28 protein-coding genes are annotated in these 24,559 nt (G+C 52.1%); all 28 read right to left on the reverse strand.

The genetic code is table 11. The features are described 5' to 3' along the window. Positions 1-35: 35 nt before the first annotated feature. The 28 genes from rseP to F556_RS0102315 all read right to left on the reverse strand — a co-directional run bounded on the left by rseP (position 36) and on the right by F556_RS0102315 (position 24,553). Positions 36-1,310, reverse strand: a complete 1,275-nt coding sequence (gene rseP, locus F556_RS0102180) for an RIP metalloprotease RseP (protein ID WP_020615248.1) — start codon at positions 1,308-1,310, stop codon at positions 36-38. A 73-nt stretch (positions 1,311-1,383) separates the two neighbouring features. Continuing rightward, positions 1,384-2,526, reverse strand: coding sequence for a 1-deoxy-D-xylulose-5-phosphate reductoisomerase (locus F556_RS0102185; protein ID WP_020615249.1), 1,143 nt, complete (start codon positions 2,524-2,526; stop codon positions 1,384-1,386). 42 nt (positions 2,527-2,568) lie between these two features. Then, a complete protein-coding gene (locus tag F556_RS0102190) occupies positions 2,569-3,357 on the reverse strand; it encodes a phosphatidate cytidylyltransferase (protein WP_026297053.1) in 789 nt (262 codons plus the stop codon). A gap of 23 nt (positions 3,358-3,380) precedes the next feature. After that, complete coding sequence (locus F556_RS0102195) at positions 3,381-4,145, reverse strand: undecaprenyl pyrophosphate synthase (RefSeq protein ID WP_020615251.1); 765 nt, start codon at positions 4,143-4,145, stop codon at positions 3,381-3,383. A 118-nt stretch (positions 4,146-4,263) separates the two neighbouring features. Then, positions 4,264-4,818: a ribosome recycling factor gene (gene frr, locus F556_RS0102200; protein ID WP_020615252.1), complete on the reverse strand. Its 555-nt coding sequence runs from the start codon at positions 4,816-4,818 to the stop codon at positions 4,264-4,266. Between the two features lies 1 nt (position 4,819). Further along, on the reverse strand, positions 4,820-5,548 hold the full coding sequence (gene pyrH / locus F556_RS0102205; RefSeq protein ID WP_020615253.1) for a UMP kinase: 729 nt from the start codon (positions 5,546-5,548) through the stop codon (positions 4,820-4,822). 81 nt (positions 5,549-5,629) lie between these two features. After that, positions 5,630-6,280: a translation elongation factor Ts gene (gene tsf, locus F556_RS0102210; RefSeq protein ID WP_020615254.1), complete on the reverse strand. Its 651-nt coding sequence runs from the start codon at positions 6,278-6,280 to the stop codon at positions 5,630-5,632. Between the two features lie 147 nt (positions 6,281-6,427). After that, the gene (rpsB, locus tag F556_RS0102215; protein WP_020615255.1) at positions 6,428-7,126 is read right to left on the reverse strand and encodes a 30S ribosomal protein S2; all 699 of its coding nucleotides are present in this window, start codon (positions 7,124-7,126) and stop codon (positions 6,428-6,430) included. A 194-nt stretch (positions 7,127-7,320) separates the two neighbouring features. Next, complete coding sequence (locus F556_RS0102220) at positions 7,321-7,824, reverse strand: hypothetical protein (RefSeq protein WP_020615256.1); 504 nt, start codon at positions 7,822-7,824, stop codon at positions 7,321-7,323. Further along, on the reverse strand, positions 7,817-8,374 hold the full coding sequence (locus tag F556_RS0102225; RefSeq protein WP_157272585.1) for a hypothetical protein: 558 nt from the start codon (positions 8,372-8,374) through the stop codon (positions 7,817-7,819). Before F556_RS0102225 ends, F556_RS0102220 begins: the two co-directional genes overlap by 8 nt. Positions 8,375-8,380: 6 nt before the next feature. Further along, positions 8,381-8,695, reverse strand: a complete 315-nt coding sequence (locus F556_RS0102230; protein WP_026297054.1) for a hypothetical protein — start codon at positions 8,693-8,695, stop codon at positions 8,381-8,383. Between the two features lie 32 nt (positions 8,696-8,727). Continuing rightward, positions 8,728-10,140 carry a flagellar assembly protein A gene (locus F556_RS0102235; protein ID WP_020615259.1) on the reverse strand — a complete coding sequence of 471 codons (1,413 nt, stop codon included), beginning with the start codon at positions 10,138-10,140 and terminating at the stop codon, positions 8,728-8,730. Positions 10,141-10,154: 14 nt separating this feature from the next. Next, positions 10,155-10,946, reverse strand: coding sequence for a FliA/WhiG family RNA polymerase sigma factor (locus tag F556_RS0102240; protein ID WP_020615260.1), 792 nt, complete (start codon positions 10,944-10,946; stop codon positions 10,155-10,157). 85 nt (positions 10,947-11,031) lie between these two features. Further along, complete coding sequence (locus tag F556_RS0102245) at positions 11,032-11,472, reverse strand: hypothetical protein (RefSeq protein ID WP_020615261.1); 441 nt, start codon at positions 11,470-11,472, stop codon at positions 11,032-11,034. A gap of 2 nt (positions 11,473-11,474) precedes the next feature. Further along, a complete protein-coding gene (locus tag F556_RS0102250) occupies positions 11,475-11,972 on the reverse strand; it encodes a chemotaxis protein CheD (protein ID WP_020615262.1) in 498 nt (165 codons plus the stop codon). Beyond that, positions 11,969-12,589 carry a chemotaxis protein CheC gene (locus tag F556_RS0102255; RefSeq protein ID WP_026297056.1) on the reverse strand — a complete coding sequence of 207 codons (621 nt, stop codon included), beginning with the start codon at positions 12,587-12,589 and terminating at the stop codon, positions 11,969-11,971. The genes F556_RS0102250 and F556_RS0102255 overlap by 4 nt, the downstream gene beginning before the upstream one ends. Positions 12,590-12,592: 3 nt before the next feature. Beyond that, positions 12,593-13,054, reverse strand: a complete 462-nt coding sequence (locus F556_RS0102260) for a chemotaxis protein CheW (protein ID WP_020615264.1) — start codon at positions 13,052-13,054, stop codon at positions 12,593-12,595. Positions 13,055-13,066: 12 nt separating this feature from the next. Continuing rightward, positions 13,067-15,112 (reverse strand): chemotaxis protein CheA, encoded by a 2,046-nt coding sequence (locus F556_RS0102265; RefSeq protein ID WP_020615265.1) that lies wholly within the window; start codon positions 15,110-15,112, stop codon positions 13,067-13,069. 54 nt (positions 15,113-15,166) lie between these two features. Beyond that, the gene (locus tag F556_RS0102270; RefSeq protein WP_020615266.1) at positions 15,167-16,345 is read right to left on the reverse strand and encodes a protein-glutamate methylesterase/protein-glutamine glutaminase; all 1,179 of its coding nucleotides are present in this window, start codon (positions 16,343-16,345) and stop codon (positions 15,167-15,169) included. A gap of 30 nt (positions 16,346-16,375) precedes the next feature. Further along, positions 16,376-17,257, reverse strand: a complete 882-nt coding sequence (locus F556_RS0102275) for a MinD/ParA family protein (RefSeq protein WP_020615267.1) — start codon at positions 17,255-17,257, stop codon at positions 16,376-16,378. Beyond that, the gene (gene flhF / locus F556_RS0102280; RefSeq protein ID WP_020615268.1) at positions 17,250-18,542 is read right to left on the reverse strand and encodes a flagellar biosynthesis GTPase FlhF; all 1,293 of its coding nucleotides are present in this window, start codon (positions 18,540-18,542) and stop codon (positions 17,250-17,252) included. The genes F556_RS0102275 and flhF overlap by 8 nt, the downstream gene beginning before the upstream one ends. Then, positions 18,539-20,572 carry a flagellar biosynthesis protein FlhA gene (flhA, locus tag F556_RS0102285; protein ID WP_020615269.1) on the reverse strand — a complete coding sequence of 678 codons (2,034 nt, stop codon included), beginning with the start codon at positions 20,570-20,572 and terminating at the stop codon, positions 18,539-18,541. Before flhA ends, flhF begins: the two co-directional genes overlap by 4 nt. Before the next feature lie 33 nt (positions 20,573-20,605). Then, positions 20,606-21,697 (reverse strand): flagellar biosynthesis protein FlhB, encoded by a 1,092-nt coding sequence (flhB, locus tag F556_RS0102290; protein WP_020615270.1) that lies wholly within the window; start codon positions 21,695-21,697, stop codon positions 20,606-20,608. Between the two features lie 10 nt (positions 21,698-21,707). Next, positions 21,708-22,499, reverse strand: coding sequence for a flagellar biosynthetic protein FliR (fliR, locus tag F556_RS0102295; RefSeq protein WP_020615271.1), 792 nt, complete (start codon positions 22,497-22,499; stop codon positions 21,708-21,710). Between the two features lie 11 nt (positions 22,500-22,510). After that, a complete protein-coding gene (fliQ, locus tag F556_RS0102300) occupies positions 22,511-22,780 on the reverse strand; it encodes a flagellar biosynthesis protein FliQ (RefSeq protein WP_020615272.1) in 270 nt (89 codons plus the stop codon). 27 nt (positions 22,781-22,807) lie between these two features. Beyond that, the gene (gene fliP / locus F556_RS0102305; RefSeq protein WP_020615273.1) at positions 22,808-23,560 is read right to left on the reverse strand and encodes a flagellar type III secretion system pore protein FliP; all 753 of its coding nucleotides are present in this window, start codon (positions 23,558-23,560) and stop codon (positions 22,808-22,810) included. Further along, positions 23,557-24,219, reverse strand: coding sequence for a flagellar biosynthetic protein FliO (locus F556_RS0102310; protein WP_169447539.1), 663 nt, complete (start codon positions 24,217-24,219; stop codon positions 23,557-23,559). The genes fliP and F556_RS0102310 overlap by 4 nt, the downstream gene beginning before the upstream one ends. Beyond that, positions 24,188-24,553, reverse strand: a complete 366-nt coding sequence (locus tag F556_RS0102315) for a response regulator (RefSeq protein WP_020615275.1) — start codon at positions 24,551-24,553, stop codon at positions 24,188-24,190. Before F556_RS0102315 ends, F556_RS0102310 begins: the two co-directional genes overlap by 32 nt. Positions 24,554-24,559: the final 6 nt, after the last annotated feature.

The following is a 24,559-nucleotide window of genomic DNA, read 5'->3' on the forward strand; positions in this document are numbered from 1 at the left end:
AAGAACAGCCTGTAAAAAGACAGGGGAAAGCGATGCTATCCCCTGACCAATCTCAAAATATCATTATAGGTTACCGCGAGCATGAGCAGCATCAACATGGCAAACCCGATGAAATGCACCATACTTTCGCGGTTCGGATCAACCGGACGTCCACGGATGGCTTCGAAGCCGATGAAGATCAACCGGCTGCCATCGAGTGCGGGGAATGGCAACAGATTGAATATGCCAAGGTATAGACTCAGAATTGCGGTCCACGAAATCAACTGAGTGATCCCTTGCTGCGCAATCTGTCCGGTAACCTCAGCTGTCCTAACAGGTCCGCCGAGATCATCGAGAACGAAATCACCCAGCACCAGCTTCTTCAGTCCCTCTAATATGACCTCCGTCATATTAACCATGGCATTGCCTGCGTACTTTACCGTTTCGATGGCTGAAGCCGATCGCATCGGGAATGACGGCGCAATGCCTACCTTGCCCTCACCCGCGTCCGGATCCATCATCGGTGTAATCTCCAGTTCGACAGGTTGCCCTTCACGGATGACCGTCCACTGCATTGGCTTGTCGGCCGACTCTCCGATCATTCGGATCATCTCTTGGTAATTACCGCCGATGGCAACGCCATTAATTGTCTGGATCTCGTCGCCCACTTGCAAGTTGGCACTTGCTGCCGGGCGGCCTTCGACGATTTGGCCGATCATGACCTTATCCGGATTCTCTACAGGAATTCCTGACATCTGGATATAGATCATGAACAACACAAAAGCCAGCACAAAGTTCATGAACGGACCCGCAAAGATTGCAAGCGCACGCTGACCGACCGTTTTGCTGCCGAATTGACGATCGAGCGGAGCAATCTGCGTATCCCGGCCTTTACTAATCATAAAGGCTTGCGGATGTACCTTATACGACTCGGTTTCGCCCTCAACATCCAATGTAACCTTTAGATCCTTCTCCAGATCTATGGTGACCACTTCACCGCGCACAACATTGGTCCGCTCATCCAGGCGATCCAAATAAATACGCGTGACCTGGTCGCCCTCCACACGCACGGCAATCGTCTGGCCGGGCTGGACTTCGACGATCTCGGGATCTTCCCCAGCCATGCGGACAAAACCGCCGGCAGGAATAAGCCTGAGCGTATAACGTGTCTCGCCTTTCTTTACGGAGAACAGCTTCGGTCCGAAGCCGATCGCAAACTCCCTTACGAGAATCCCCGCACGCTTGGCGAAGAAGAAATGCCCCCATTCGTGAATGGACACAATAACAAAAAACACAAGCACAACCAATAGGACGGTCTGCACCATTTCCACCTTGTAAAGCCTCCTGTTCGTAATGGCCTGTACCTAGATTATCATTATTCTCCTGAAGGTTACAAGAGAACCATTAGATGCAGTCGGCAGCGATGCGTCTTGCCCAGCGATCCGTCTCTTCAATGGCTTCCAGATCAGGCAGCTGTTGCGCCTCATGGCGGTCCAGCACAATCTCAATTGTGCGCTCAATATCCAAAAACGTAATCTGGCCGTCCAAGAACCGCGCAACAGCTACTTCGTTGGCTGCATTGAACACAGTAGGCGCAGATCCGCCAGCTCTGCCGCATTCGAACGCCATGCGTAAGCATGGGAAGCGCTCATAGTCCATCTCTCGAAAATGAAGTTTGCCAAGCTCAGCCAGGTTAAAAGGCTTCGTCGGAGTCGCCACCCGCTCAGGATAGGTCAGCGCATATTGAATGGGCACGCGCATATCCGGCCATCCCATTTGTGCAATAATGCTGTAATCTGCAAATTCAACGTAGGAGTGGATAATACTCTCCGGGTGAATAATCACATCGATTTGGTCGTACGGCATATCGAATAGCCAATGAGCTTCGATAACTTCTAGCCCTTTGTTCACCATAGTAGCCGAGTCAATCGTGATCTTCGCTCCCATCGACCAATTCGGGTGACTCAGCGCTTGCTCGACAGTAACGCCCTCCAGCTCGCTACGAGTACGATCCCGAAACGATCCGCCGGAAGCGGTGATGACCAGCTTATTAACGGTTTTGAGCGACTCGCCATTCAGACATTGAAAGATTGCCGAATGCTCACTATCAACTGGAAGAATGCGGACGCCTCGATCGGACGCCAGCTTCATAACCAGATGACCAGCGGTAACCAGCGTTTCTTTGTTGGCCAGTCCGATTGTCTTGCCTGCTTCAATAGCAGCCAGCGTCGACCGCAGCCCACGACTTCCCACCAGCGCGGTTACGACATAATCGGAAGCGGAGTCAGCTGCCAGCTCAATTAACGATTCCTCGCCATAGAGCACCTTTGTACCGGAAGGGAGCATGGGAGCGGCTTGCTCTGCAGCTTCCTTGGAGGCCAGTGACACAGCACGCGGGCGAAAGCGGTTGGCTTGCTCTACCAGCAGCTCCACATTAGAGCCGGCTGCCAGCGCATCGACCTGGAACAATTCCGGGTGACTGGCAATCACGTCCAATGTTTGGGTGCCGATGGAGCCTGTGGATCCCAAGATCGTAATGTTCTTCATAGTGCCCCCTATGTCTACTTTTGCTCGGTCTTGTCGATAGCGCTACAACAAGCCTGTCAGCGTCAGGATCGGAAAGACAATAATCCAGCTGTCGCACCGGTCCAATACGCCGCCGTGACCCGGCAGCACATTTCCTGTATCCTTGATTCCCTTCACTCGCTTGTAGGCCGATTGAATCAGATCACCAAACTGTCCGGCTACCGCGGCAACCAAACCGATCACCAACGCCCTGCCCATGCCGATCCATTCTGGAGCCAGCAATGAACATACCAGCGCAACCAGAACAGCCAGCAGGATGCCACCGATTGCACCTTCAATCGTTTTATTGGGACTGATCGCCGGCCATAGCTTGTGCTTGCCGATAGCTCGTCCAGTGAAATACGCACCGATATCGGAAGCCCAAATACAGCCAAAAGCGAGAGCGGTGTAAAACAGGCCATGCGGCTCGATCCATCTTACTGTAATCATAGCAGAGAAACCCAGCCCTATGTATAAGCTCCCAAGCAATAACAAGGCTGCCTGGTCAATAGCTATTCGGTTGCGGGTAACGACCGTGACGCTGAGCAATATGAACATCAGCAGCCACAGCGTAAGCAGCGGGTCCGGCCCCTGCCATCCGACTTGGGCCCAAGGAAATACCAGCAGCAACAATCCGGCACAGCCAATCAGCGAAGCCGGATGATGCCAGGAATACCCGATCATCCGAGTGAACTCCGCATAACCAATCACGGCCAGCAGCACGATCATTCCTGTATAAGCCCAGCCGCCGAGCAGGGCAAATCCGACAAACAAGGCGCCGGCGATGACGCCTGTCATGATTCGTTGTTTCAACGTTCAGTTCACTCCAATAAGGCTTATACGCCCCCATATCGGCGGGCGCGCCGCTGGTATTCTCGAATCGCGTCGTAAAAATGCTCGTCCGTGAACTCCGGCCAATATACATCGGTAAACCACAGCTCGCTGTACGCCAGCTGCCATAGCATAAAATTGCTGATTCTTAATTCACCACTGGTGCGGATCAGCAAATCCGGATCAGGCAAATCACTAGAAAGCAGGCGGCTGCCAATGTCAGATTCATCTATGGCCTCGGGATCAAGACGGCCATCCCGGACGTCAGCCGCAACCTGGCGCATGGCATCAACCATTTCTTTGCGGCTCCCGTAATTAAGGGCAAAATTAAGGACAAGTCCTGTATTTTCAGCGGTTTTTGTGATGGCTTCTTCCACGGCGTCCAAGGTGTAATCTGGCAAGCTCTCCCGATAGCCCATCATCTTGACTTGCACATTATTTTTAATCAAATCATCCAACTCGATGGATAGGAATTCTTGCGGCAGCTTCATCAGAAAATCCACTTCCGCTTTGGGACGCTTCCAGTTCTCTGTCGAGAAGGCATACAACGTCAGATACCGGATCCCCAGCCGGTCCGCAGCCATGGTAATCCGTTTGACGGCTTTCATGCCGGAGTGGTGCCCCGCCATCCGAGGGAGTCCACGCTCCTTCGCCCAGCGCCCGTTGCCATCCATTATAATTGCCACATGCTGAGGCACATTGTCCGCTTTGAGAGCAGCTTCTACGGGTTTGGCAGGTTTGACAAACCAGCTCTTCACTCGTTCCATCATGTTTCTTTCCTCCCCACTGGGACGTGAGACCATTACCTTGTGAACCCACACATTAAGCGGGCTATACGCTTAAAATTACAACAAACCCCACCTGTCGGAGGGGCGGGCGGTACAAGTATTACACTTCCATGATTTCTTTCTCTTTGGCAGCCAGCAGTTTGTCAACTTCCGCAACGAAGTGGTCGGTCGATTTTTGGATGTCTGCCTGATGTCCACGCGACTCATCCTCAGAAATCTCCGATTTTTCCAGCTTCTTAATATCGTCATTGGCATCGCGGCGGATATTGCGGATCGCCACTTTGGATTCTTCGCCGATTTTTCTCATGGTCTTGACTAGATCTGCCCGACGTTCTTCCGTCAGCATGGGGATGCTGAGACGAATGATGCTGCCGTCATTGGATGGCGTCAAACCCAGGTCTGATTTTTGAATCGCCTTTTCGATTGCTCCCAGCGAGGTTTTGTCCCACGGCTGGATCAAGAGCGTTCTGGCATCCGGCGTATTCACATTAGCCAGTTGGTTAACCGGGGTCATGGTTCCATAATATTCAACCTGCACCCGATCGAGAAGAGCAGGCGTTGCGCGCCCTGCACGGAGTGTAGCCAGCTCGCGCTTTAACGACCCAATGGCTTTGTCCATTCTCTCTTCTGCATTCGATTTAATCGACTGTGGCATATTAGTTCACGCTCCCTTTTACAATGGTGCCGATCTTTTCCCCAAGCACGACACGCTTGATATTGCCGCTCTCGGTGATCGAGAATACGACTAGCGGAATGTTATTATCCATACAGAGAGAGGTTGATGTCGAGTCCATTACGCCCAGATTGCGGTTGAGAACGTCCAGGTATGTCAATTGCTCGAACAATTCGGCCGTTTCATCCTTGAACGGGTCAGCGGAATACACGCCGTTCACCTTGTTCTTGGCCATCAGGATGACCTCCGCCTCAATCTCTGCCGCGCGCAGCGCAGCAGTCGTGTCTGTCGAGAAGAAAGGATTACCTGTACCGGCAGCAAAGATAACAACCCGGCCCTTCTCCAAATGACGGATGGCCCGTCTTCTGATATAGGGCTCAGCAATCTGCTGCATGGCAATCGAAGTCTGCACACGGGTAGGTACATCAATCTGCTCCAAGGCATCCTGTAGAGCAAGAGAATTCATCACCGTAGCGAGCATACCCATATAGTCGGCTGTTGCACGATCGATCCCCTTTGCAGTTCCAGCAATGCCGCGCCAGATGTTTCCGCCGCCGACAACAATCGCGACTTCCACGTTCATGTCCACGACTTCTTTTACCTGTTCCGCGATCGAAGCAATCATATTGGCCTCGATGCCATAGCCATTCTGGCCAGACAGTGATTCACCGCTCACTTTTAACACAATACGTTTGTATACGGGCTGTTCCACGCTATAACCTCCATCTTGCACCTTGCTCAGCGCATAATAAGTTGGCGGGGCGGACGAGCCGCCCCGCCAATTGCGTTCGGTTTACAGTTTTGCTTGTGACATAACTTCTTCAACGAAGTTATCTTGTTTTTTCTCCAGACCTTCACCCAGCTCGAAGCGAGCAAAGCGACGAATCGAGATGTTCTCACCGATCGTGCTGATTTTTTCATTCAACAGCGTGGAGATCGTTTTATCAGGGTCTTTGATGAAGGCTTGCTCCATCAGACAGTTTTCTTCATAATACTTGCTGATGCGGCCGTCGACCATTTTGTCTACGATATGCGCAGGTTTGCCTTCGTTCAGTGCTTGAGCTTTCAGAATCTCGCGCTCTTTCTCGAGTTCTTCAGCAGGCACTTCTTCACGACGTACAAACTTCGGATTGACAGCAGCGATTTGCATCGCGATGTCCTTCACGAAAGCACGGAATTGATCGGTTTTTGCTACGAAGTCAGTCTCACAGTTCACTTCGACCAGCACGCCTACACGGCCGCCGCCATGGATATAAGACTCAACCAAACCTTCTGTAGCCACCCGACCAGCTTTGTTAGCTGCAGCGGACAAACCTTTTTCTCTCAACAATTCAGCTGCTTTTTGAATATCGCCGCCTGTTTCGTCCAGCGCTTTTTTGCAATCCAGCATTCCCGCGCCTGTTCTTTCACGCAATTCTTTTACCGCACTAGCACTAACTGCCATTAGAAAAACCCTCCTGTAAATGAGTAGAATATGTAGCTAGGTTTAAAACATCTAGTTTCCAAAAAAAGGGCGGTGAGAGGTTATACACCTTCTGACCACCCTTCTCTTCATTGTGCTGTATAAAGAGGTTACCCTCATTGAATTCGACTATGCAGTCGTTTGCTCGCCTTGGTTGGCTTCTACAATCGCGTCTGCCATCTTCGAAGTCAGCAATTTAACAGCGCGGATCGCGTCGTCATTGCCCGGGATGACATAATCGATTTCGTCCGGATCGCAGTTCGTATCAACGATACCTACGATAGGGATACCCAGTTTGCGGGCTTCGGCAACGGCGATGCGCTCTTTACGCGGGTCGATAATGAACAGCGCGCTTGGCAGGCCTCTCATGCCTTTGATACCGCCCAGGAATTTGTCCAGACGCTCTTTCTCTTTGCGGAGAATGATAACTTCTTTCTTAGGAAGCACTTCAAACGTGCCGTCCTCTTCCCACTTTTCCAGCTGCTTCAGACGGTCGATACGCTTTTGGATCGTCTGGTAGTTGGTCAGTGTGCCACCGAGCCAACGCTGGTTAATGTAGAAGTTGCCGCAACGCTCAGCTTCTTCTTTAACGGAGTCCTGTGCTTGTTTCTTCGTGCCGACAAACAGGATGCTGCCGCCTTCTTCTGCGATCGAGCGAACAAAGTTGTACGCTTCCTCGACTTTCTTGACCGTTTTTTGCAGGTCAATGATGTAGATACCGTTTCTTTCTGTGAAAATATAACGATCCATTTTAGGGTTCCAACGACGTGTCTGGTGACCAAAGTGAACCCCAGCCTCAAGCAGCTGTTTCATGGAGATAACCGCCATTTTCACAACACCTCCTGTACATGGTTTTATTTGTGTCCTCCGCCTATCGCATCTTCTGACAAGACTCGCGCGTATTCGGCAAGCACCCTTGGCAAAATTGACAAGCGTGTGTTTTTAACACCGTCAATTACTATACCATAACTGCCAATCCTGTGCAACTGCTGATCCGTTCGAAAACGCGTTGACGCCGTGGTTTACTCCAGTGTGATCGGAGGTCCCGTAATAATGCGGAGCACTTCTTCTTCATCCGGCAGCCCTTCGAAATAAAAGGTCCCGCGTCGGATCTTGCCGCCCTCTTCTTTCATCTTCGTAATAAATTGCAGCCGGTTGTCAATGAGGCCGTAATCCTCCAGCATACCCGCAGCCGTCTGGAGCGTGGTCCCGCTCTTGATCCGCACAACACGATGCAGCTGACTGAAATCCTCGGGAGCCGGCTCGGGACGCTCCTCCGGTTCTGGCTCAGCGGCTGCTTGCGCTGCCAATTCAGCCTGTACGCGCTCTGCTTCAGCCGCCAGCATCCCTTGCAGCTCTTCGTCAGTGATGAAGGCTCCATCCTCCGGAGCCGAGGCAGATGAGTTGTTCTCAAAATCCATCAACCGGGTCTCCCCTTCTGCAGCGGCCTGCATAAGCACCAGGAGTAGACAGCCCAGGATGATGCCCGTCCCAAGTCCAAGCATATAGGAGCGATTCTTAAACACGATGACGCTCCTCCTGTCTGGACAACTGCAAGATCAGCTGTACTTCCCCTTTGTTCAATCCCTCTTTGCGGGCAATCGCCTCAATGGACTTCCCTTGTTCATGCATGCGGAACAACTCGGGGTATCTCTCCCTGATCCTGGGCTCGGCAGCATCGTCCGACGTCTCCTGAACCGGGACAATCGGCAGCTCCTGGGCAGGGGCAGCTTGCCGCCATTGCGATTGCAGGGCCAGCAAGCGATCTTCCCAGCGGGCGTGCTGTCCGGCAAGCTGCTGCTCGAGCGAAGAGCTGCGTGCCTCCAGTTCAGCAATCCGATGATCCCTGGCCGCAGCGGCTTCCTGCCACTCCTTCTGAGCCTTGGTCACAACGGCTACCAATTCCTGATGATCCGTCTCTGAGGAAGCCATGAACTGGTCCAACGCTTGCTCCACAAGCTGCGCACTATTGCCAGCGGGTTCTGCTTTTCTGCGAGGGATCAGCATTCCCATAACCACTATAAATGCCCCGACAAGCACGACGTAGTGCCAGATCTCCATCTCCATGTAATTCACCTGCCGTTATAAGCTAATATCGATGTGATGACCTTTAAACGGATGCGGCGCCGGCGTCTCCGGCGCCGCCTCTGCTTTTTCCTCGTTTGGTTGCTGGTCTTGCTTGCCTCTGGCTTGACCCTGCTGGTCGTCTCTGATGGCAGTTTCAACCGTCTCTTCGACCTCGCTGCTCTTTTGTCTGAGCTGCTCAGTCGTTTTTAGGGACTCATCGGCAAGCTTCTGCTGCTCAATCATGGGACGATTCATCATCTGACTCTGCAATCCTCCGGCTTCGGGCGTTCTCGGTATCGATATTTGCAGATCAAGTGAACGGTAAGTCATGGACGCTTCCCCCGTTTCAGATGGTATAGAAGCTAATGATACGGCAACATGACGATATCCCCGTCCGCGTAACGAAACGATACGCGCTGCGAGGGATCCTTTACAAAGCGGGTATAATGCCCAATGACAATCTTGGTGCCGCCGTAAACGACATTGATGGCATCGACCCGGGCTTTATCGGTCTCTTCCAACGTTTTTTCCAGTTCCAGAATCTGATCCTTAAGGCTGAGCTGCTCCTCCATGGCTTGCCGCTTGGTGGCCGTTAGCTTTGTCCGCATGGCCAGCTTCTCTGGCGACAACTTGCCAAGGGCGGCCAGTTGATCCAGCATGACAAGCGCTTTGTCCGTTTTGTCGAGGTTGCCTGCACAGACTCGTAGTTGCTGGCGCAAATCCGTCAATCCCTGACGGAGCTCGGGCCGCAGCCCCACCTCAATGACAGTAGCCGTTGACATCGTATTGCCAATGGTGCGGGCTGTCACACGTTCACCAGCCTGTGCCATGCCGCCAACCAACAAGGCCTTGGCACCGGAGCAGATAATATCCCGCCCTGCCCGGATGTGCGAGTGCATGATGCTCTGAGAGACCAGTACATCCTCACCCGCTATGACATTGCCGTCCTGGACGAACGACATTTTGACGTTGCGGCCGGCTTTGACGTACCCTTTGTTGCCAGCCAGAATACCGCCTGTGATTTCGATAGAGCCGTCTGTCTCCAGCTCTGCCCCCTCGACCCCTCCAACTACACGGATGTCCCCAGCCGCCTTGACGCGAAATCCGCTTAACACATTGCCGCGAATGACGACTGTACCCACAAAATCGATATTACCGATTTTATAATCGACATCCCCATTTACCTCATAGACGGGGAACACGTTGATTTTGTCTCGTTCTGTCCGCGTGACAAGCCCTTCGATTGCTGCATACAGCGTCATTTCATCCGGACCAAGGACCACGTTTTTACCGATCTTGAAACGTGCCTCCTTGCCATCTTTGCCGAACAGCATTTCACCAGTCACTGCCGTCCCTGGAATGGCAGCAGTCGCTGGAATCTTACGGGCAATAACTTGTCCGCGTTTGACGTTCTGGAGCTGATTAACCTCGCGAAAATCGACTTTGCCGTCATCCTGCTCCTTGGGCCTGGCATGGCTGTGGTCCAAATCATAAGCAAGCTCGATTCTGCCGTCTTCTCCGTTCTGTGGAGCGGTACCGGCTGCAACGAGACATTTCTTGCCCTGAAACGCTGCCAGACTCGCGGTAATCTGAGCCAGCTGGGGCAAGTCAAAACCGTGAACAATGCCATGTGACCTAAGCCACTGTTCCAGCTCCTGCAAAGTACAGACTGCCCCGTCATCGATGCGATGAACGTGTACATAAGCGGATAATTTGTCCTGGGAGATCTCAACTCCTAGATAAGCCTCAAGACCCTGCTCACCGGCCTTTACCATCAGCGCCATCCCTCCTAATGCTCCATCAATTGGTTTTTGATCTTGCCCATTGCCCCGCGCAAGCGGAGAATCGCCTTCGAATGAAGCTGTGAGATTCGTGAGGGAGAAAGCGACATGACTTCGGCTATTTCGCTTAAAGACAACTCCTCGTAATAAAATAATGAGATGACGATACGCTCTTTTTCAGTGAGTCGTTCAATCCCCTTTACGATTGAATCCTTCATATATTGTTCATGCACCTTGTAATCGGGGTTTTTAGCCTTCTCGTCGACCAGCAGCGACAAGCGCGTCTCCGCATCTTCCTCGCGAATCGGGTCTTCAAGCGAGCAGACGGTTGTTACCGCGATGTCCTGCAGCATATGCACAAACTCTTTTTCGCTTACTTGCAAATAACTGCTGATTTCAGCATCACTGACGGAGCGCAGGTAGTGCTGTTCCAGGTGCTGATAAGCTTCTTCTATTTTTTTCGCTTTCTCACGAACCGAACGCGGGACCCAGTCGCCTTGTCGCAAACCGTCAATCATCGCGCCCCTGATCCGCCAGGATGCGTAGGTTTCGAATTGTAAGCCCCGCTCATAATCAAATTTCTCAATGGCGTCGATCAAACCCATGACACCATTGCTGGCGAGGTCGTCTTTGGATACATTTTTAGGCAAGCCGATGGCCATCCGATTCGTCACATAATCTACCAAGGGAAGATACTGCTCAATCAGCTGTTTTTTGGCTTCCAAATCCTTCTCTTTCTTAAATCTTTGCCACACGTCAATATTGGATAAATGCGGCGGTTTCGGTTTCGGTTCATTCATCGTCTCACCCTCCTGAAGCCTTTCCGGAGATAAGCTTGTCATTGTATGGACGATACCCGTAATTTCGGTTTACGCAAGCTCGTCGTCAATCCTCTTCCTGGTCCTTGAGCTTGCGCAGCGCCTCAGCCAATTGTTCGGGATCCTGCTGCTTCGATACAAGCTTGGGCGGTGACAGGGGCCGAAACGGCTCCGGTGGTTGCTCCTGCTCCGGCAATTCTGTCCCGGGGGCGCTCTCATTCATCTGGTCTCTGAGCAAACGGTTCAAATCTTCTGCATCATCAGGCGTCGCCATATCCAGCACCGTTCCCCGGTCTTCTACGCCGTCCGCTTCATCCGAAGCGGGCGGCGGACCTACAATCAAGCCCAGTACCAGACGAAGAACATAAGCCAGGATAAAAAATGCAATGGCAGCATAGAGTCCCCGGAGCATGGTGACGCCCAGTCCGTTCACGCCGCTGGAGAACACTACGGTTAAAAGAGTGCCAAACCCTGCAAATACGATATTCCAACGAATCGAGCCAATCACACTTACAACTCCTTTGCGCCGTATTGCACACTCCGGATCGCCAGGATGCCGCTGCGGCAATCCAGCTCAATCGTTCTTCCATAGTTGCCCCCAGTATCTTCGCCGATGATGGGAATGGCGAAGGGCAGGAGAGCAAGCTTACAGGATTCCACATTGCGCGGTCCGATTCGCATCGTGTCCGATTGGCCGGCAAACACAAACATCTGGGCGCCCCCGGCCATCTTGGCTACCAATCGGTTCGCAGACGCGCCGGCAAGCACCATCCGCCGGATCAGCTCGGGAACAGCGGTGTCTGCATATTTAGCCAGATTCAGATTAGACTCGCGGGCAATGGCGGAGGTCGGAAGCATGATATGTGCCAACCCGGCCAATCTCGCCTTCGGATCATATAGTGTGAGACCAACACATGAGCCCAGCCCTGTCGTGCGGATGACCTCATCCTCCGAGGCGGTGCCAAGATCAGCCATGCCGACTTTGACCAGCTTCTGTTCGATCGTCATTCGCTCGGCACGCCCAATGCTCGGAAAATCTTCTCGAACGAATCCGGGTCAGGAATGAGGAAAAAATGCCCCTCCATGGACTCTTCTCCTTCGAGAAATGCCGTATCGATCAGCAGTGCACTATCGCCCATCTGACCGTGCTGCAATAAGCCAAAGCTGAGAATAGCACCAGCCATGTCCACTGCAATGGACGGTACGGTCGGGACCATAGACAATCTGGTGAAATCGGCCAAGGAGGACAGGTAGGACCCCGCAAGAATATTGCCGATCTCCGACAGCGCAGAATACTCCATCTCGGTGTAGTGATCCTCACTGGCAACTTTGATGGACAATAAATTATTCAGCATGGTTTTGGCGGATTTCTGTTCAATAATGAAGAACATATTGCCGGGCGCGTCGCCGTCTACCCTGAGAAAAACGGCGACCACCACTTGCTCTGAGCCACCGACACGCTCTGCAATTTCATCAAACTGAATCAAATTTACCCTTGGAACGGTCATGTCAATCGGCTTGTCCAGAAGTCGGGAGAGGGCAGTGGCAGCATTGCCTGCACCAATATTGCCTACTTCCTTGAGCACGTCCAGCTTGAAGTCATGGAACCCATCAAACATACTCACGGACTATTCCTCAAGATGCTCGAGCCGAATAATCTCGCTCTTGTTCAACACTTCGGAAAGGTTCAGCATCACCAGGAGCCTGCCTTCGCCAAGCTTGGCCACCCCGCGAAGATACTTGGCTTTGATGCCTCCAACCACCTCAGGAGGCGTATCAATCGTATCCGAATCAATATCAATGACATCATTGGCTGCATCGACGATAAATCCAACCTCCAGATTGTTGACAGCAACAATAATAATTCGGGAATTCTCGGTAGCTTCCGTCTCACCCAGGCCGAAGCGGCCCCGCAGATCAATAACCGGAATGACGACACCTCTAAGATTGATAACACCTTTGATGAAATCCACTGTTTTTGGCACCCGTGTGATCGGCATCATTCGCTCGATTGTCCGAACCTTGTCCACCTCGATGCCGTACTCCTCGGTCGAGAGTGCAAACACGATGACCTTCAATTCCTCGCCCATATGCTATCCCTCCTATTTAATAAGTGCGTTCGGATCAATGATCAGAGCAACTTGTCCATCACCCAGAATGGTAGCGCCGGAGACCGCTTCAATCCCGGTCAAATAGCCGCCAAGCGATTTCAAGACAATTTCACTTTGACCGATAAAGTCATCTACCACGACAGCGGCCCACTTATCGCCCTTGCGAATAATAACAACCTCTGATTCTTCTTCCTGCTCTTCAGAGAAATCTGGTGATTGCAGAATTGTGCTGAGTGACAGAATCGGAATAATGGCTCCCCGGAATTCAATCATCCGGTTCCCGTGAATGTTGCGAATGACATCACGCTTGATGATCGCCGTCTCCACAATCGAGGACAACGGAATGGCGTATTTCTCGGATCCGAGCTTGATAAGCATCGCTGATATAATCGATAGTGTGAGCGGCAGCTGGATGGAGAAGGTCGTCCCCTTGCCCAGAGTGGAATTCACACTGACGTGACCGCCAAGCGAAGAAATCTTCGATTTCACCACATCGAGCCCGACTCCGCGACCAGATATATCCGAGATCTTATCTGCCGTACTGAATCCTGGAGCAAACAAGAGCATATACACCTCTTCGTTGCTTAAGCTTTCAGCCTGATCAGCAGAGATCACGCCGTTCTTGATCGCGATCTTTAACACCGTATCACGGTTGATGCCTTTGCCATCATCTTCAATTTCAATAAAGACGTGGTTGCCGCTGTGATAAGCACGAAGATGTACCGTTCCGACTTCAGGCTTGCCAGCTGCGAGTCGGTCCGCCACTTGCTCAACGCCATGATCGAGCGAGTTGCGGATTAGATGTACCAGCGGATCGCCGATTTCATCAATGACCGTGCGGTCCAGCTCCGTATCGGCACCGGCAATCACCAGATCAATTTTCTTGTCCAGTGACTTGGCCAGATCGCGCACCATACGAGGGAATCGGTTAAAGACCGAATCGACGGGAACCATTCTGAGCTTCAGCACGATATTCTGGAGATCACCGCTGACACGAGCCATATGCTCTACCGTTTCAATCAGATCATTGCGCCGGATCTCCCCTGCCAGCTGCTCCAGACGAACTCTATCGATCAACAGTTCGCTGAACAGGTTCATCAACGTATCCAGTCTCTCAATATCAACGCGAATCGTTCGACTGACGGCAGGCGGCGCTGCCGTGGCTGACGAAGCGGTCTGGGCACGGGCAGCAGCTATTTGTCCCTCTGCCTCTTGCGTTCGCTCAGCGTCCTGAACTGCAGGTGGAGCTTCAGGCACGGACGGTTTGGCCAGCATGGAGAGCGACTCAGCATCCAACAGGGTTACAGCAGCCATATCAATCTCAGAAACCGTCTCGATTTGCTGTTTTAATGAATCCGCCGGAAGCTGTGAGATATAGAACACGACAAACTCGCGGTCGAATTTCTCCTGCTCCAGCTGTTCTACTGATGGATCAGATTTGATCACTTCGCCATTGCGTTCCAGGACGTCAAACACCATATAAGCCCTGGCGGCTTTTAGCACACAGTCCTCGCGAACAGTAACGGCGATATGATATACATTATGGCCGCTATCCATGGACTGCTGCATAATGGACGTCTGGAACTCATCGAGCGCCATGCCTCCACCAGAGGCTTCTGATCCGCCAGAGGTCGCCTGGGCTTCGGGTTTGCCATAGTCACCTTTGACAATCGCTTGCAGCGATTGCACGATGGCGCTGACATCCGCTTTTCCCGTGCCTCCGCCGACAATATCCTGAACCATGGCTTCCAGAGCATCTAAGCTTTTGAACAACGTATCAAAAATAAAGCTGTCCATTTTCAGCTTGCTGTTGCGCACCAGGTCGAGCACATTTTCCATTTCGTGCGTGAGCGAAGCCAGATCTTCAAAGCCCATCGTGGCTGACATTCCCTTGAGTGTGTGGGCGGAACGAAAAATAACCTGCACGATACTGAGGTCCTCCGGCTCGTTCTCGAGTCGGAGCAAGTTCTCATTGAGTGATTGCAAATGATCGTTAGATTCGTCGATAAACATCGACAGGTACGCATTCATATCCATTCCTGAGCACCTCCTGCTTGGATGATCTTGCTATTAGCTTAGGGCACTGACCACTCAGTTCACGATACGGGTCAAATGTCCGGCAATCTGCGGCAGTGGCAACACGGCTGTCACGCCTCCGCGTTCAATAGCGGAACGGGGCATCCCGTATACTACACAGGTTTCTTCCGCCTCAGCGACGGCAGTAGCTGCTCCGCTGTCCAGCAGCTTTTTCATGCCGCTGGCTCCGTCACTCCCCATGCCGGTCATCAGCACAGCGTGCCGCTTCAACTCGTTACGGTGAATCAGGGATTCGAACAAGGTATCCACTGATGGCCGGTGACCATGTCTTGGTTCTGCTTCATGCAAATGTATGTAATAACCGCTGCGATCCTTGGCAAGCTCCATATGAAAGCCTCCAGGGGCAATATAGACCATGCCTGCCTTCACCCTGCTGCCCTGCTCCGCTTCGATGACCTGAACTTCACTGAACGAATCCAGCCGCTCGGCAAGCGAGCGTGTAAAGCGTGGCGGCATATGCTGAACCACAAGAACAGGTGCTGCATAACCGGCCGGCAGCGAGCTGATGACCTCGTGCAGCGCCCGGGGACCACCTGTCGAAGTCCCTATTGCAACCACGTGATCAAATATGGCAGAGGTCGGCTTGACTGCCTGCTTTCTAGAATTTCCTGCCAATGTTGGTTCCTCATCAGAGGGCGGAAGCGGATTCGGCGGCACGGCAGCGACTGGAGGAAGGTCACGCTTCACTCGGTTCGGCTTCGCTACGGGTGGTGCTGCCTGTTGGACGGGCCTGCGTTGCGACAGCCCGTCTGACAATCGATTGTTCTTCGGTTTGAAGGAGACTGCCGCCTTTAATTTATCCTGCAGTTGTTGAGCGACCTTCCAAATACTTGTTGAGCCATCGCCGGAAGGCTTGCGGATGAAGTCAAACGCACCGAGCTGCAGCGCCTTTATCGTCTCAGACGTATTGTCTTCGCTGATACCCGCAAGCATAATAATCGGTGTTGGCTGGATCGCCATAATACGTCTGAGCGCGTCCAAACCGTTCATTTCCGGCATTTCCAGATCCATCGTGATGACATCAGGCTTCCAGAGTCTGGCCGCTTCCACGGCCTCCGAGCCCGTCTTGGCCGTAGCAACGACCGCAAAATCGCGATTGCGAACAATCAAGTCCGTAATAATCTTGCGCATAAATGGCGAGTCATCAACGACTAGCACGCGAAAAGGAGTCACGGCTGGGCTCCCTCCATTCTTTCCAAAGGATTAGATTTTGCGACTGAACATGCGAAGTAAAAATCCTTTGACACCGCCCATTTCTACCGGTTCGGCGACTGAAGCCCCTGCTCCGTGTATAAAATCGCGGGCAATCTGAGCAATCGCTCTTGAGGCTGAGCCATCTGGAGCGGCGATTGTAAACGGGACTTGCTTCTTGACCGCCTTTGGTACCAGACTGTCATCGGGCACAATTCCCAGCATGGGAATGTCGGTTTGGAGAAACTGCCTGGCCACCAGACCGATTTTGTCCGCGGTGTGCTTGCCCTCTTTGCGATCCACGGCCCGGTTCACGACGAGTTTGAATGCTGCCTGTTCCCCCATCGCGTGAACCATCTTGATTAAGGCATAAGCGTCCGTAATCGAAGTAGGCTCCGGCGTAGTGACGACGATTGTTTCCTGGGCTGCAGTAATGAAACGTACCGTTTCTTTGGATAGTCCCGCGCCCGTATCGAAGAGAATGACGTCATAATGACCGTGAAGCTTGCCGATCTGCTCGCTAAAATAATCCAGCTGTTCTTGATCAAGATCGAGCAGATCCCGAAATCCGGATCCACCGGCGATGTATTCCAGGCCTTGCGGACCTTCCTGAACAATTTCCCAGATCGTCTTCTCCCGCTTCAACAGATGATACAGGCTGTATGAGGAATTCCGACCCATCAATACATCAATATTCGCCATGCCAATATCGGCATCGAACACTAACACCCGCTGTCCCATCTGCTGAAGCGCAAGGGCAAAGTTAAGGCTGAAGTTCGATTTGCCTACCCCGCCTTTGCCGCTGGTTACCGTGACGATCCGCGTCGGCCGCTGTCCGGCGGCCTCCCCCTGCACAAGAACCATATTGCGCAGTGTTTGGGCCTGGTCATTCATCGGGAATCTCCCCCAATAGCTGTTCTACAAAGTTGTCAATTCTGAATGGCTCGATGTCATCCGGAACGGTCTGACCATGAGCGATAAACGCGGACTTGTAACGATAGGACAACATGACGTTAAGAATGGCGCCGAAGGTGTCTGTTTCATCCCGCTTGGTAAAGATCACCCGGTCCACGCCAAATGTGGCAAACTGTTCAGCCACAGCGGCCATATCCCGGGATTTGCCGGTCAGGCTGAGCACCAGATACGTCAAGCAGCCTTCCCCCGCCTGCAACAAGCTGTTCACTTCGGAAACATATAGCGTGTTGCGGAAGTTTCTCCCCGCGGTATCGACCATAATGAGATCCCGTTCATTCAGCTGTGCGAATGCTTTGCTGAGCTCGGAGGGCGAGAACACAACCTCCATCGGCACATTCAGGATGTTGGCATACGTGCGGAGCTGGTCGACAGCAGCGATCCGGTAGGTATCGGAGGTAATGAATCCGACTTTTCTCTTGTTCCTCAATGTCTGGTGTGCGGCGAGTTTGGCAATCGTTGTTGTTTTGCCAACTCCGGTAGGTCCGACAAACTGGATGATCTTGATCCTGTCATTAATCTCCTGATCGGCGAGCGGAGCCAGCCAGGTCTGGAGCACTCTGGAGGCAATCATCCAGACATCTCTGGAAGAGGCCTGTGCAGTGTAAGCTTCATCTTGCTGAATCTCGGCCATGAGCTGCTCGCTCCACGCGTCAGTGACTTCCTGCTCCTGTAGTCTGGCTTGCAGCTTGTGGAGCGAAGGTGGCATCTGACTCACCGCCTGATGCTTGGACCATTGCGTGACGAGCTGTTTCATCTCACGGATCTCTTCCATTAATACATGCTGATCAGCCGAGGGCGCTGCCGGTTCCTTGGGCAGCTGTATCTCTTGTAGAATCGGACGATCGGCCTGCGGCTGCGGAATCGATGCCAGTGGTTGATCTTCAACCCGAGGCGGCTGCACAACCGGCGCTTCAGCTTCCCGTTTGGGAGCCGCTCTCGGAGCCGTTCCCCCGTAAGCCTGAGCAGCTGCCTGCTTGGAAGCTGTTGGTTTAGCGGCGGGACGAGCTGGTTTGGGGGAAGGTGCTGGCGCTGTCTCACTCTCGACCGCAGCGATAACTTCCATTTTTTTCTTGCGAAACATCCCCATAAACCCGCCGACATAGATTTCCTTGGTCCCGAGAATGACGGCGTCCTTCCCGAGTTCATTGCGTATCGCTGGTAGTGCCTCTGGTACGGTGTTCACAATATATCGTTTTACTCTCATAGATTCACCACCCCGACGCTCTGTACTTCTACGCTCGGCTCAAGCTCACTGTACGACAATACCGGTATGTCCTGCATCGTCCGTTCAATAATCTGCCTCAAATACATCCGGATGGTAGGCGAGGCGAGCACGATCGGTTGTTGTCCGGATTGTATTTGCCGGGTTACCTGTTCGTTAAGCTTACTGTAAATTTGTTGAGAGGAAACTGGGTCAAGCGCCAGATAGCTTCCCTGCTCCGACTGCTGAACCGACTCGGCAATCTTTTTCTCCAACGATGGGCCTACTGTAATCACTCGGAGTGCATCCCCAACCGAAGAATATTGATTGGTAATCTGACGCGATAAGGCCTGTCTGGCGTACTCGGTCAGAATGTCTGGATCCTTGGTGTAATTGCCGTGATCGGCCAGACTCTCAAATATGGTGACCAAATCCCGGATCGAGATTTTTTCCTTCAACAATTTCACCAGTACCTTCTGAATATCGCCAATCGAGAGTACAGACGGAATCAGTTCCTCGACAAGGGCCGGATACGATTCCCGTAAATTGTCCACCAGCGCCTTCGTCTCCTGACGTCCAAGCAGCTCATGAGCATGTTTCTTAATAATTTCCGTCAAGTGTGTGGCAACTACAGATGGCGGATCTACAACGGTATAGCCTGACAATTCCGCCCGTTCCTTGGTTACTTCGTCAATCCATAATGCCGGCAGTCCGAATGCTGGCTCCTTGGTTTCAATTCCGATGATGGAATCATCGTCGAATCCAGGACTCATGGCCAGGTAGTGACCAAGCAGGAGCTCGCCCTTGGCTACGGTATTACCTTTGACTTTTATGACGTATTCGTTGGGTCTCAGCTGAATATTGTCCCGGATGCGGATGACGGGAACAACGACCCCCAGCTCCAACGCACACTGCCTGCGAATCATAATGATCCGGTCCAACAAATCGCCGCCTTGCTGGGTATCGGCCAGCGGAATCAGACCATAGCCGAATTCAAATTCAATCGGATCCACTTGCAGCAAGCTGATGACACTTTCGGGACTGCGTACCTCTTCGATCTGCTGCTCCTCCTCCATCAGCTCCTCCTCCATCTGGCGTTTGTCCAGATTTCCGGACATCTTCCAGCCCGCAAAAGCGAGAATAGCTGCCAGTGGCAAAGTTGCCAGAGGGCCGATCGGAGTCATGATGCCCAACATGGTGATCGTACCGGCAACAATATAGAGCAGTTTCGGATAACGCATGACCTGGGCACTCAGATCGTAAGCAAGATTTCCTTCGGATGCCGCACGGGTAACAATCAGACCGGCTGCAGTGGAGATCAGCAGCGCCGGGATCTGGCTGACAAGCCCATCACCGATAGTCATGATGGAATACTTCTCAAGCGATTCGCCGAATGCCATGCCGTGAATCATCATACCAATTACGAAGCCGCCCAGAAGGTTAATAAACATAATGATAATGGAGGCGATGGCATCGCCTTTGACAAACTTGGACGCCCCGTCCATAGCACCATAGAAATCTGCTTCACGCTCGATTTTCTGACGGCGCTCCCGAGCCTGGGTTTCGTTAATTAGGCCGGCATTAAGGTCGGCATCGATACTCATCTGCTTGCCGGGCATTGCATCGAGCGTGAACCGGGCGGCGACCTCGGCCACACGCTCCGAGCCTTTCGTAATGACGATAAATTGGACGACTACGAGGATCAGGAAGACGATAAATCCGACGGCGACCTGACCTCCAGCGACGAAATTACCAAAGGTTTCAACTACTCTACCCCCGTTGGCTTCCGCCAAGATATTGCGCGTGGTCGAAACGGTTAGCGCGAGCCGGAAGAGTGTTGTAATCAACAGGATTGCCGGGAAGATCGAGAATTCCAACGCACTCTGCGTATTCATGGCTATTAGCAGAATCATCAATGCTGCCGATATATTGATTATGAGCAGCACATCCAGCAAATGTACGTTGACCGGAATAACCATCATCAGAACGATCCCGATAATACCGATCAGAATGGCCAGATCTTTGATCTTCATCTCCTTGTCCTCCTCCCCTTGTTGATAAAGGCGCTACTTGGACTTGCGTTTAAGCTTGTATACATATGCCAACACTTCGGCCACAGCCTGGAACAGGTCTGCGGGCACCGCATCTCCGATTTCGGTGCGATGATAGAGCGCTCTGGCCAATGGCTTGTTTTCCATGGTTACAATTCCGTGCTCACGTGCAACTTCTTTGATCCGCTGAGCGACAAAATCCATCCCCTTGGCAATGACAACCGGTGCTTCCATATCGCCAGAATCGTACTTCAGTGCGATGGCGAAGTGCGTAGGGTTGGTGATGATGACATCAGCTTTGGGTACCTCTTGCATCATTCTTTGCATGGCCATCCGGCGCTGCTTCTCCCGGATGCGGCCTTTAATAATTGGATTACCTTCGGTCTTTTTATACTCATCCTTGATGTCCTGCTTGGACATCCGCAGACTTTTCTCAAAATCGTATCGCTGATAGATATAGTCCAGAATGGCCAAAGCGACCAGCATACCGCCGATCTTTAAACCCAAGGACAAGGTCAGAGAAGCGGCGAAGGCAAAAATGGCATCTACCGAGACCTGTGACAATCGCAAAATATTTTCCAGTTCGCCCCAGAGCGTGGTGTAAACCAGGACGCCGATGATCGTCATCTTGAGTACGCTTTTGAGAAACTCAACGACCGAGCGCATGGAAAAGATTTTTTTGAAGCCTTCGATTGGATTGATCTTGGAGAACTTCATCTTCAGCGGATCTCCAGTAAGCAGGAAGCCGATCTGCGCGAAGTTGCCGGCCAGTGCGATAACAATGACAATCAGGAACAATGGCGCCAGCAGCACGAGGCCGTTCAAGATTAATCCCGAAAACAACGGCATCACGTTTTGCGGGGTGATCTGCATCGTCAACTGATTCTCCAGCACATTGCCGACCATGCCAAGCAATCGTTCTTTATAATAACCTCCTAACATGACGAAGCTGAGTACAGTAAGCAACAGGATTAACGCTGCCGGGATTTCCATACTTTTGGCAACCTGACCCTTTTTCCGTGACTCTTGTTTCTTTTTGGGGGTGGCCTTTTCTGTCTTTTCCTGCGAGAACAGCTGCAGATCCAGCTGCAAGCGATAAGTTCTCATGTTGTGCCCCCTAAGCATCCGGAGTGCTACTAAGCAGATTAAGCAGCTGCTCCATCGCTCTGAACATCTCCTCGAATATAATACCGAACAACGTGACAATGCCTGGCATCAGCATTGCCAAGAGTAAAAACCCGACCAGAATCTTCAGCGGAATACCGATGACAAATACATTGAACTGAGGCGCCGTGCGGGCAAGAAAGCCCAAGCCTACATCCGTTAGAAACATCGCTACTACTAGCGGTGCGGACATCTGCAGCGACAACAGGAAGGTATATGCAAACGTCTCTATTAGAAACGTACTGACATTGCCTTGACTGATCCGGACGAACAGCTCGTTTCCGAGCGGAATCCATTCGTAACTCTGCATGATAGCCATTAGCAGGTAATGATGACCGTTCATCGACAGAAAAACCAGAATCAACAGCATGAATTTAAAATTGCCAAGCATCGGAGTTGAAACGCCTGTCATAGGATCAATGACATTGGCCATCCCGAATCCCATCTGTAAATCAATGAAGCTGCCGGCCGTTTGTACAATGGTAAAAAACAGATACGCTACAAAACCAAGCAGCAGTCCAATCAATACTTCACGAATGATCGTGAGAACGTACCCTGCATCCAGGATCGGTGACTGCTCCATGCCTACCGCCAAAAACACCATCAGGGAGACAAAAAATCCGAGCCCTATCTTGGCGGCTGCCGGTACGCTGCGAGTTGAAAAGATCGGCGCTACGACGAAAAATGAGGTAATTCGACAAAAAATCAGCAAAAAAATAGGAAATGCTTGTAGGAAGAGATCCATCGATCCACAGCCTATCCGATATAATTGTGCAGGTTGTTCAGAAGATTAAAAGTGAAATCGACCAGCACATTCAAAATCCAGGGACCAAACAACAGCACAGCAAGCAAAACGGCCACAATCTTCGGCACAAACGCCAGCGTCTGCTCCTGAATCTGTGTTGTCGCCTGAAATACACTGACGATCAGGCCGACCGCCAAACCGAGGATAAGCATCGGAGCGGCTGCTTTCAGTACGGTATATACGGCTTGGCCCGCGAGACCGACGATAAAATCCGGACTCATGATGCGCTCCCTCCTGAAGGTCTGAATTTAGGGACTGTAGCTTAGCAGCATAGACCTGACAATCAGATACCAGCCGTCAACAAGTACAAACAGCAAGATCTTGAACGGCAGCGAGATCATGATCGGCGGCAACATCATCATCCCCATCGCCATCAATACGCTGGCAACAACCATATCAATGATAAGGAACGGGATGAAGATCATAAAGCCCATCTGAAAAGCAGTCTTCAATTCGCTGAGCACGTAGGCGGGTATTAAAACGGTAATCGGGATATCCTCAAAGCTGGAAGGTCTTTCTGTTCCGGTATAATTCAGAAACAGCAGCAGATCCTTCTCGCGAGTATGAGTAACCATAAATTCCTTCATTGGAACGGCCGCCTGCTCCAGAGCTTCCGTCTGGGTCACCTCGCCATTCAGGTAAGGCTGCAGCGCAACCTCATTCACCTGCGATAGCGTTGGTGCCATAATGAATAACGTTAGGAACAGTGCCAGTCCGATCAACACCTGATTGGGCGGCATCTGCTGTGTACCTAGCGACGTCCGGACAAAACCCAGTACGATGACGACCCGTGTAAAGCTGGTCATCATCAGGAGTATGGCCGGAGCGACACTGAGCACGGTCAAGAGTAGCAGGATCGACAACGCTGAGGTTCCAGGCTGCCCGTCTCCGTCCCCGATCTGGATGCTGATATCGGGTAACGGCTCGGCAAAGATCAGAGAAGGATGTACGAGCGCTAGCAACAGCAGGGCAACAGTGGTGTACAGCAGCTTGATTTTCATTCCTCGAACCGATCCTTTTGCTTAGAGTCATCCAGCAGCGTTCTTACTTGCTGCTTGCGCTCGGCCTGCCGTTGCAGCTTCTCATCCAGAACATCCTGGAAAGAAGCTTGCGACTGCCATAGCTCCTCGCCAGGCTGTGGCTGATCTGCGCGTCCGCGCAGACGGTTAAACAGACCGGTGAGTGTGGCCGAGCCAAGAGGCGAGGGTTGCTCCAGTGCAGCAAGCAACGCATCCACCTCTTCTGGGTCCTCCACCTTGTCGAGCAGCGAGATGTCATCCCCGACGCCAAGTATGTATACTTTTCCGCCGAGCTCGACCACCTGAAGGGACTTGTTCATTCCCAGTCCCACTCCACCAAGCGTACGCATGGCACGGTTAATGCCGAAACTGCGGCTTCGCTGGGATAAAAACTTCACAAAAAGAATAATTAAACCGATAACTATTAACAGGGATACAATGACCCATATCAGACTACCTGCCATGCTGGTATCCGAGATAAGCTCGGCGGGCATCTCCTCGCCTCCGCCATTGGAGGCAAGAGCCGCAGCAGGAACAGGCTGCAAGACGGTCCAGGCTCCGCCCATCCATACGCCGGTAAGAAGCGCCGGTCTGTGCATCGGTTGCGGTCTACCCGCCCAACGTCTTCTTGATCGCTTCAATAACCCGATCCGCCTGGAATGGCTTAACGATAAAGTCTTTGGCTCCCGCCTGGATGGCATCGATGACCATAGCTTGCTGACCCATCGCAGAACACATAATTACTTTTGCGTTGCCGTCCATCTTTTTAATCTCTTTAAGAGCCGAAATGCCATCCATCTCCGGCATCGTGATATCCATTGTAATCAGGTCAGGTTTCAATTCCTTGTATTTCTCCACCGCCTGTGCGCCGTCTTGTGCTTCACCGACGACCTCGTAGCCGTTTTTCGACAGAATGTCCCGTATCATCATTCTCATAAATGCTGCGTCGTCTACGATCAAAATGCGGTTTGCCATCGTTCT

The sequence above is a fragment of the Paenibacillus daejeonensis DSM 15491 genome (assembly GCF_000378385.1).
Taxonomy (GTDB): Bacteria; Bacillota; Bacilli; order Paenibacillales; family Paenibacillaceae; genus Paenibacillus_D; species Paenibacillus_D daejeonensis.

What these genes read in the sequence shown, in the direction of transcription:
- F556_RS0102185 (WP_020615249.1), bottom strand. Translation starts at nt 2,526, where the DNA reads ATGAAGAACATTACGATCTTGGGATCCACAGGCTCCATCGGCACCCAA.
- F556_RS0102195 (WP_020615251.1), bottom strand. Translation starts at nt 4,145, where the DNA reads ATGATGGAACGAGTGAAGAGCTGGTTTGTCAAACCTGCCAAACCCGTA.
- frr (WP_020615252.1), bottom strand. Translation starts at nt 4,818, where the DNA reads ATGCCACAGTCGATTAAATCGAATGCAGAAGAGAGAATGGACAAAGCC.
- tsf (WP_020615254.1), bottom strand. Translation starts at nt 6,280, where the DNA reads ATGGCAGTTAGTGCTAGTGCGGTAAAAGAATTGCGTGAAAGAACAGGC.
- rpsB (WP_020615255.1), bottom strand. Translation starts at nt 7,126, where the DNA reads ATGGCGGTTATCTCCATGAAACAGCTGCTTGAGGCTGGGGTTCACTTT.
- F556_RS0102230 (WP_026297054.1), bottom strand. Translation starts at nt 8,695, where the DNA reads ATGACTTACCGTTCACTTGATCTGCAAATATCGATACCGAGAACGCCC.
- F556_RS0102235 (WP_020615259.1), bottom strand. Translation starts at nt 10,140, where the DNA reads ATGGTAAAGGCCGGTGAGCAGGGTCTTGAGGCTTATCTAGGAGTTGAG.
- F556_RS0102240 (WP_020615260.1), bottom strand. Translation starts at nt 10,946, where the DNA reads ATGAATGAACCGAAACCGAAACCGCCGCATTTATCCAATATTGACGTG.
- F556_RS0102250 (WP_020615262.1), bottom strand. Translation starts at nt 11,972, where the DNA reads ATGACGATCGAACAGAAGCTGGTCAAAGTCGGCATGGCTGATCTTGGC.
- F556_RS0102260 (WP_020615264.1), bottom strand. Translation starts at nt 13,054, where the DNA reads ATGGGCGAGGAATTGAAGGTCATCGTGTTTGCACTCTCGACCGAGGAG.
- F556_RS0102265 (WP_020615265.1), bottom strand. Translation starts at nt 15,112, where the DNA reads ATGGATATGAATGCGTACCTGTCGATGTTTATCGACGAATCTAACGAT.
- F556_RS0102275 (WP_020615267.1), bottom strand. Translation starts at nt 17,257, where the DNA reads ATGAATGACCAGGCCCAAACACTGCGCAATATGGTTCTTGTGCAGGGG.
- flhF (WP_020615268.1), bottom strand. Translation starts at nt 18,542, where the DNA reads ATGAGAGTAAAACGATATATTGTGAACACCGTACCAGAGGCACTACCA.
- flhA (WP_020615269.1), bottom strand. Translation starts at nt 20,572, where the DNA reads ATGAAGATCAAAGATCTGGCCATTCTGATCGGTATTATCGGGATCGTT.
- flhB (WP_020615270.1), bottom strand. Translation starts at nt 21,697, where the DNA reads ATGAGAACTTATCGCTTGCAGCTGGATCTGCAGCTGTTCTCGCAGGAA.
- fliR (WP_020615271.1), bottom strand. Translation starts at nt 22,499, where the DNA reads ATGGATCTCTTCCTACAAGCATTTCCTATTTTTTTGCTGATTTTTTGT.
- fliQ (WP_020615272.1), bottom strand. Translation starts at nt 22,780, where the DNA reads ATGAGTCCGGATTTTATCGTCGGTCTCGCGGGCCAAGCCGTATATACC.
- fliP (WP_020615273.1), bottom strand. Translation starts at nt 23,560, where the DNA reads ATGAAAATCAAGCTGCTGTACACCACTGTTGCCCTGCTGTTGCTAGCG.
- F556_RS0102315 (WP_020615275.1), bottom strand. Translation starts at nt 24,553, where the DNA reads ATGGCAAACCGCATTTTGATCGTAGACGACGCAGCATTTATGAGAATG.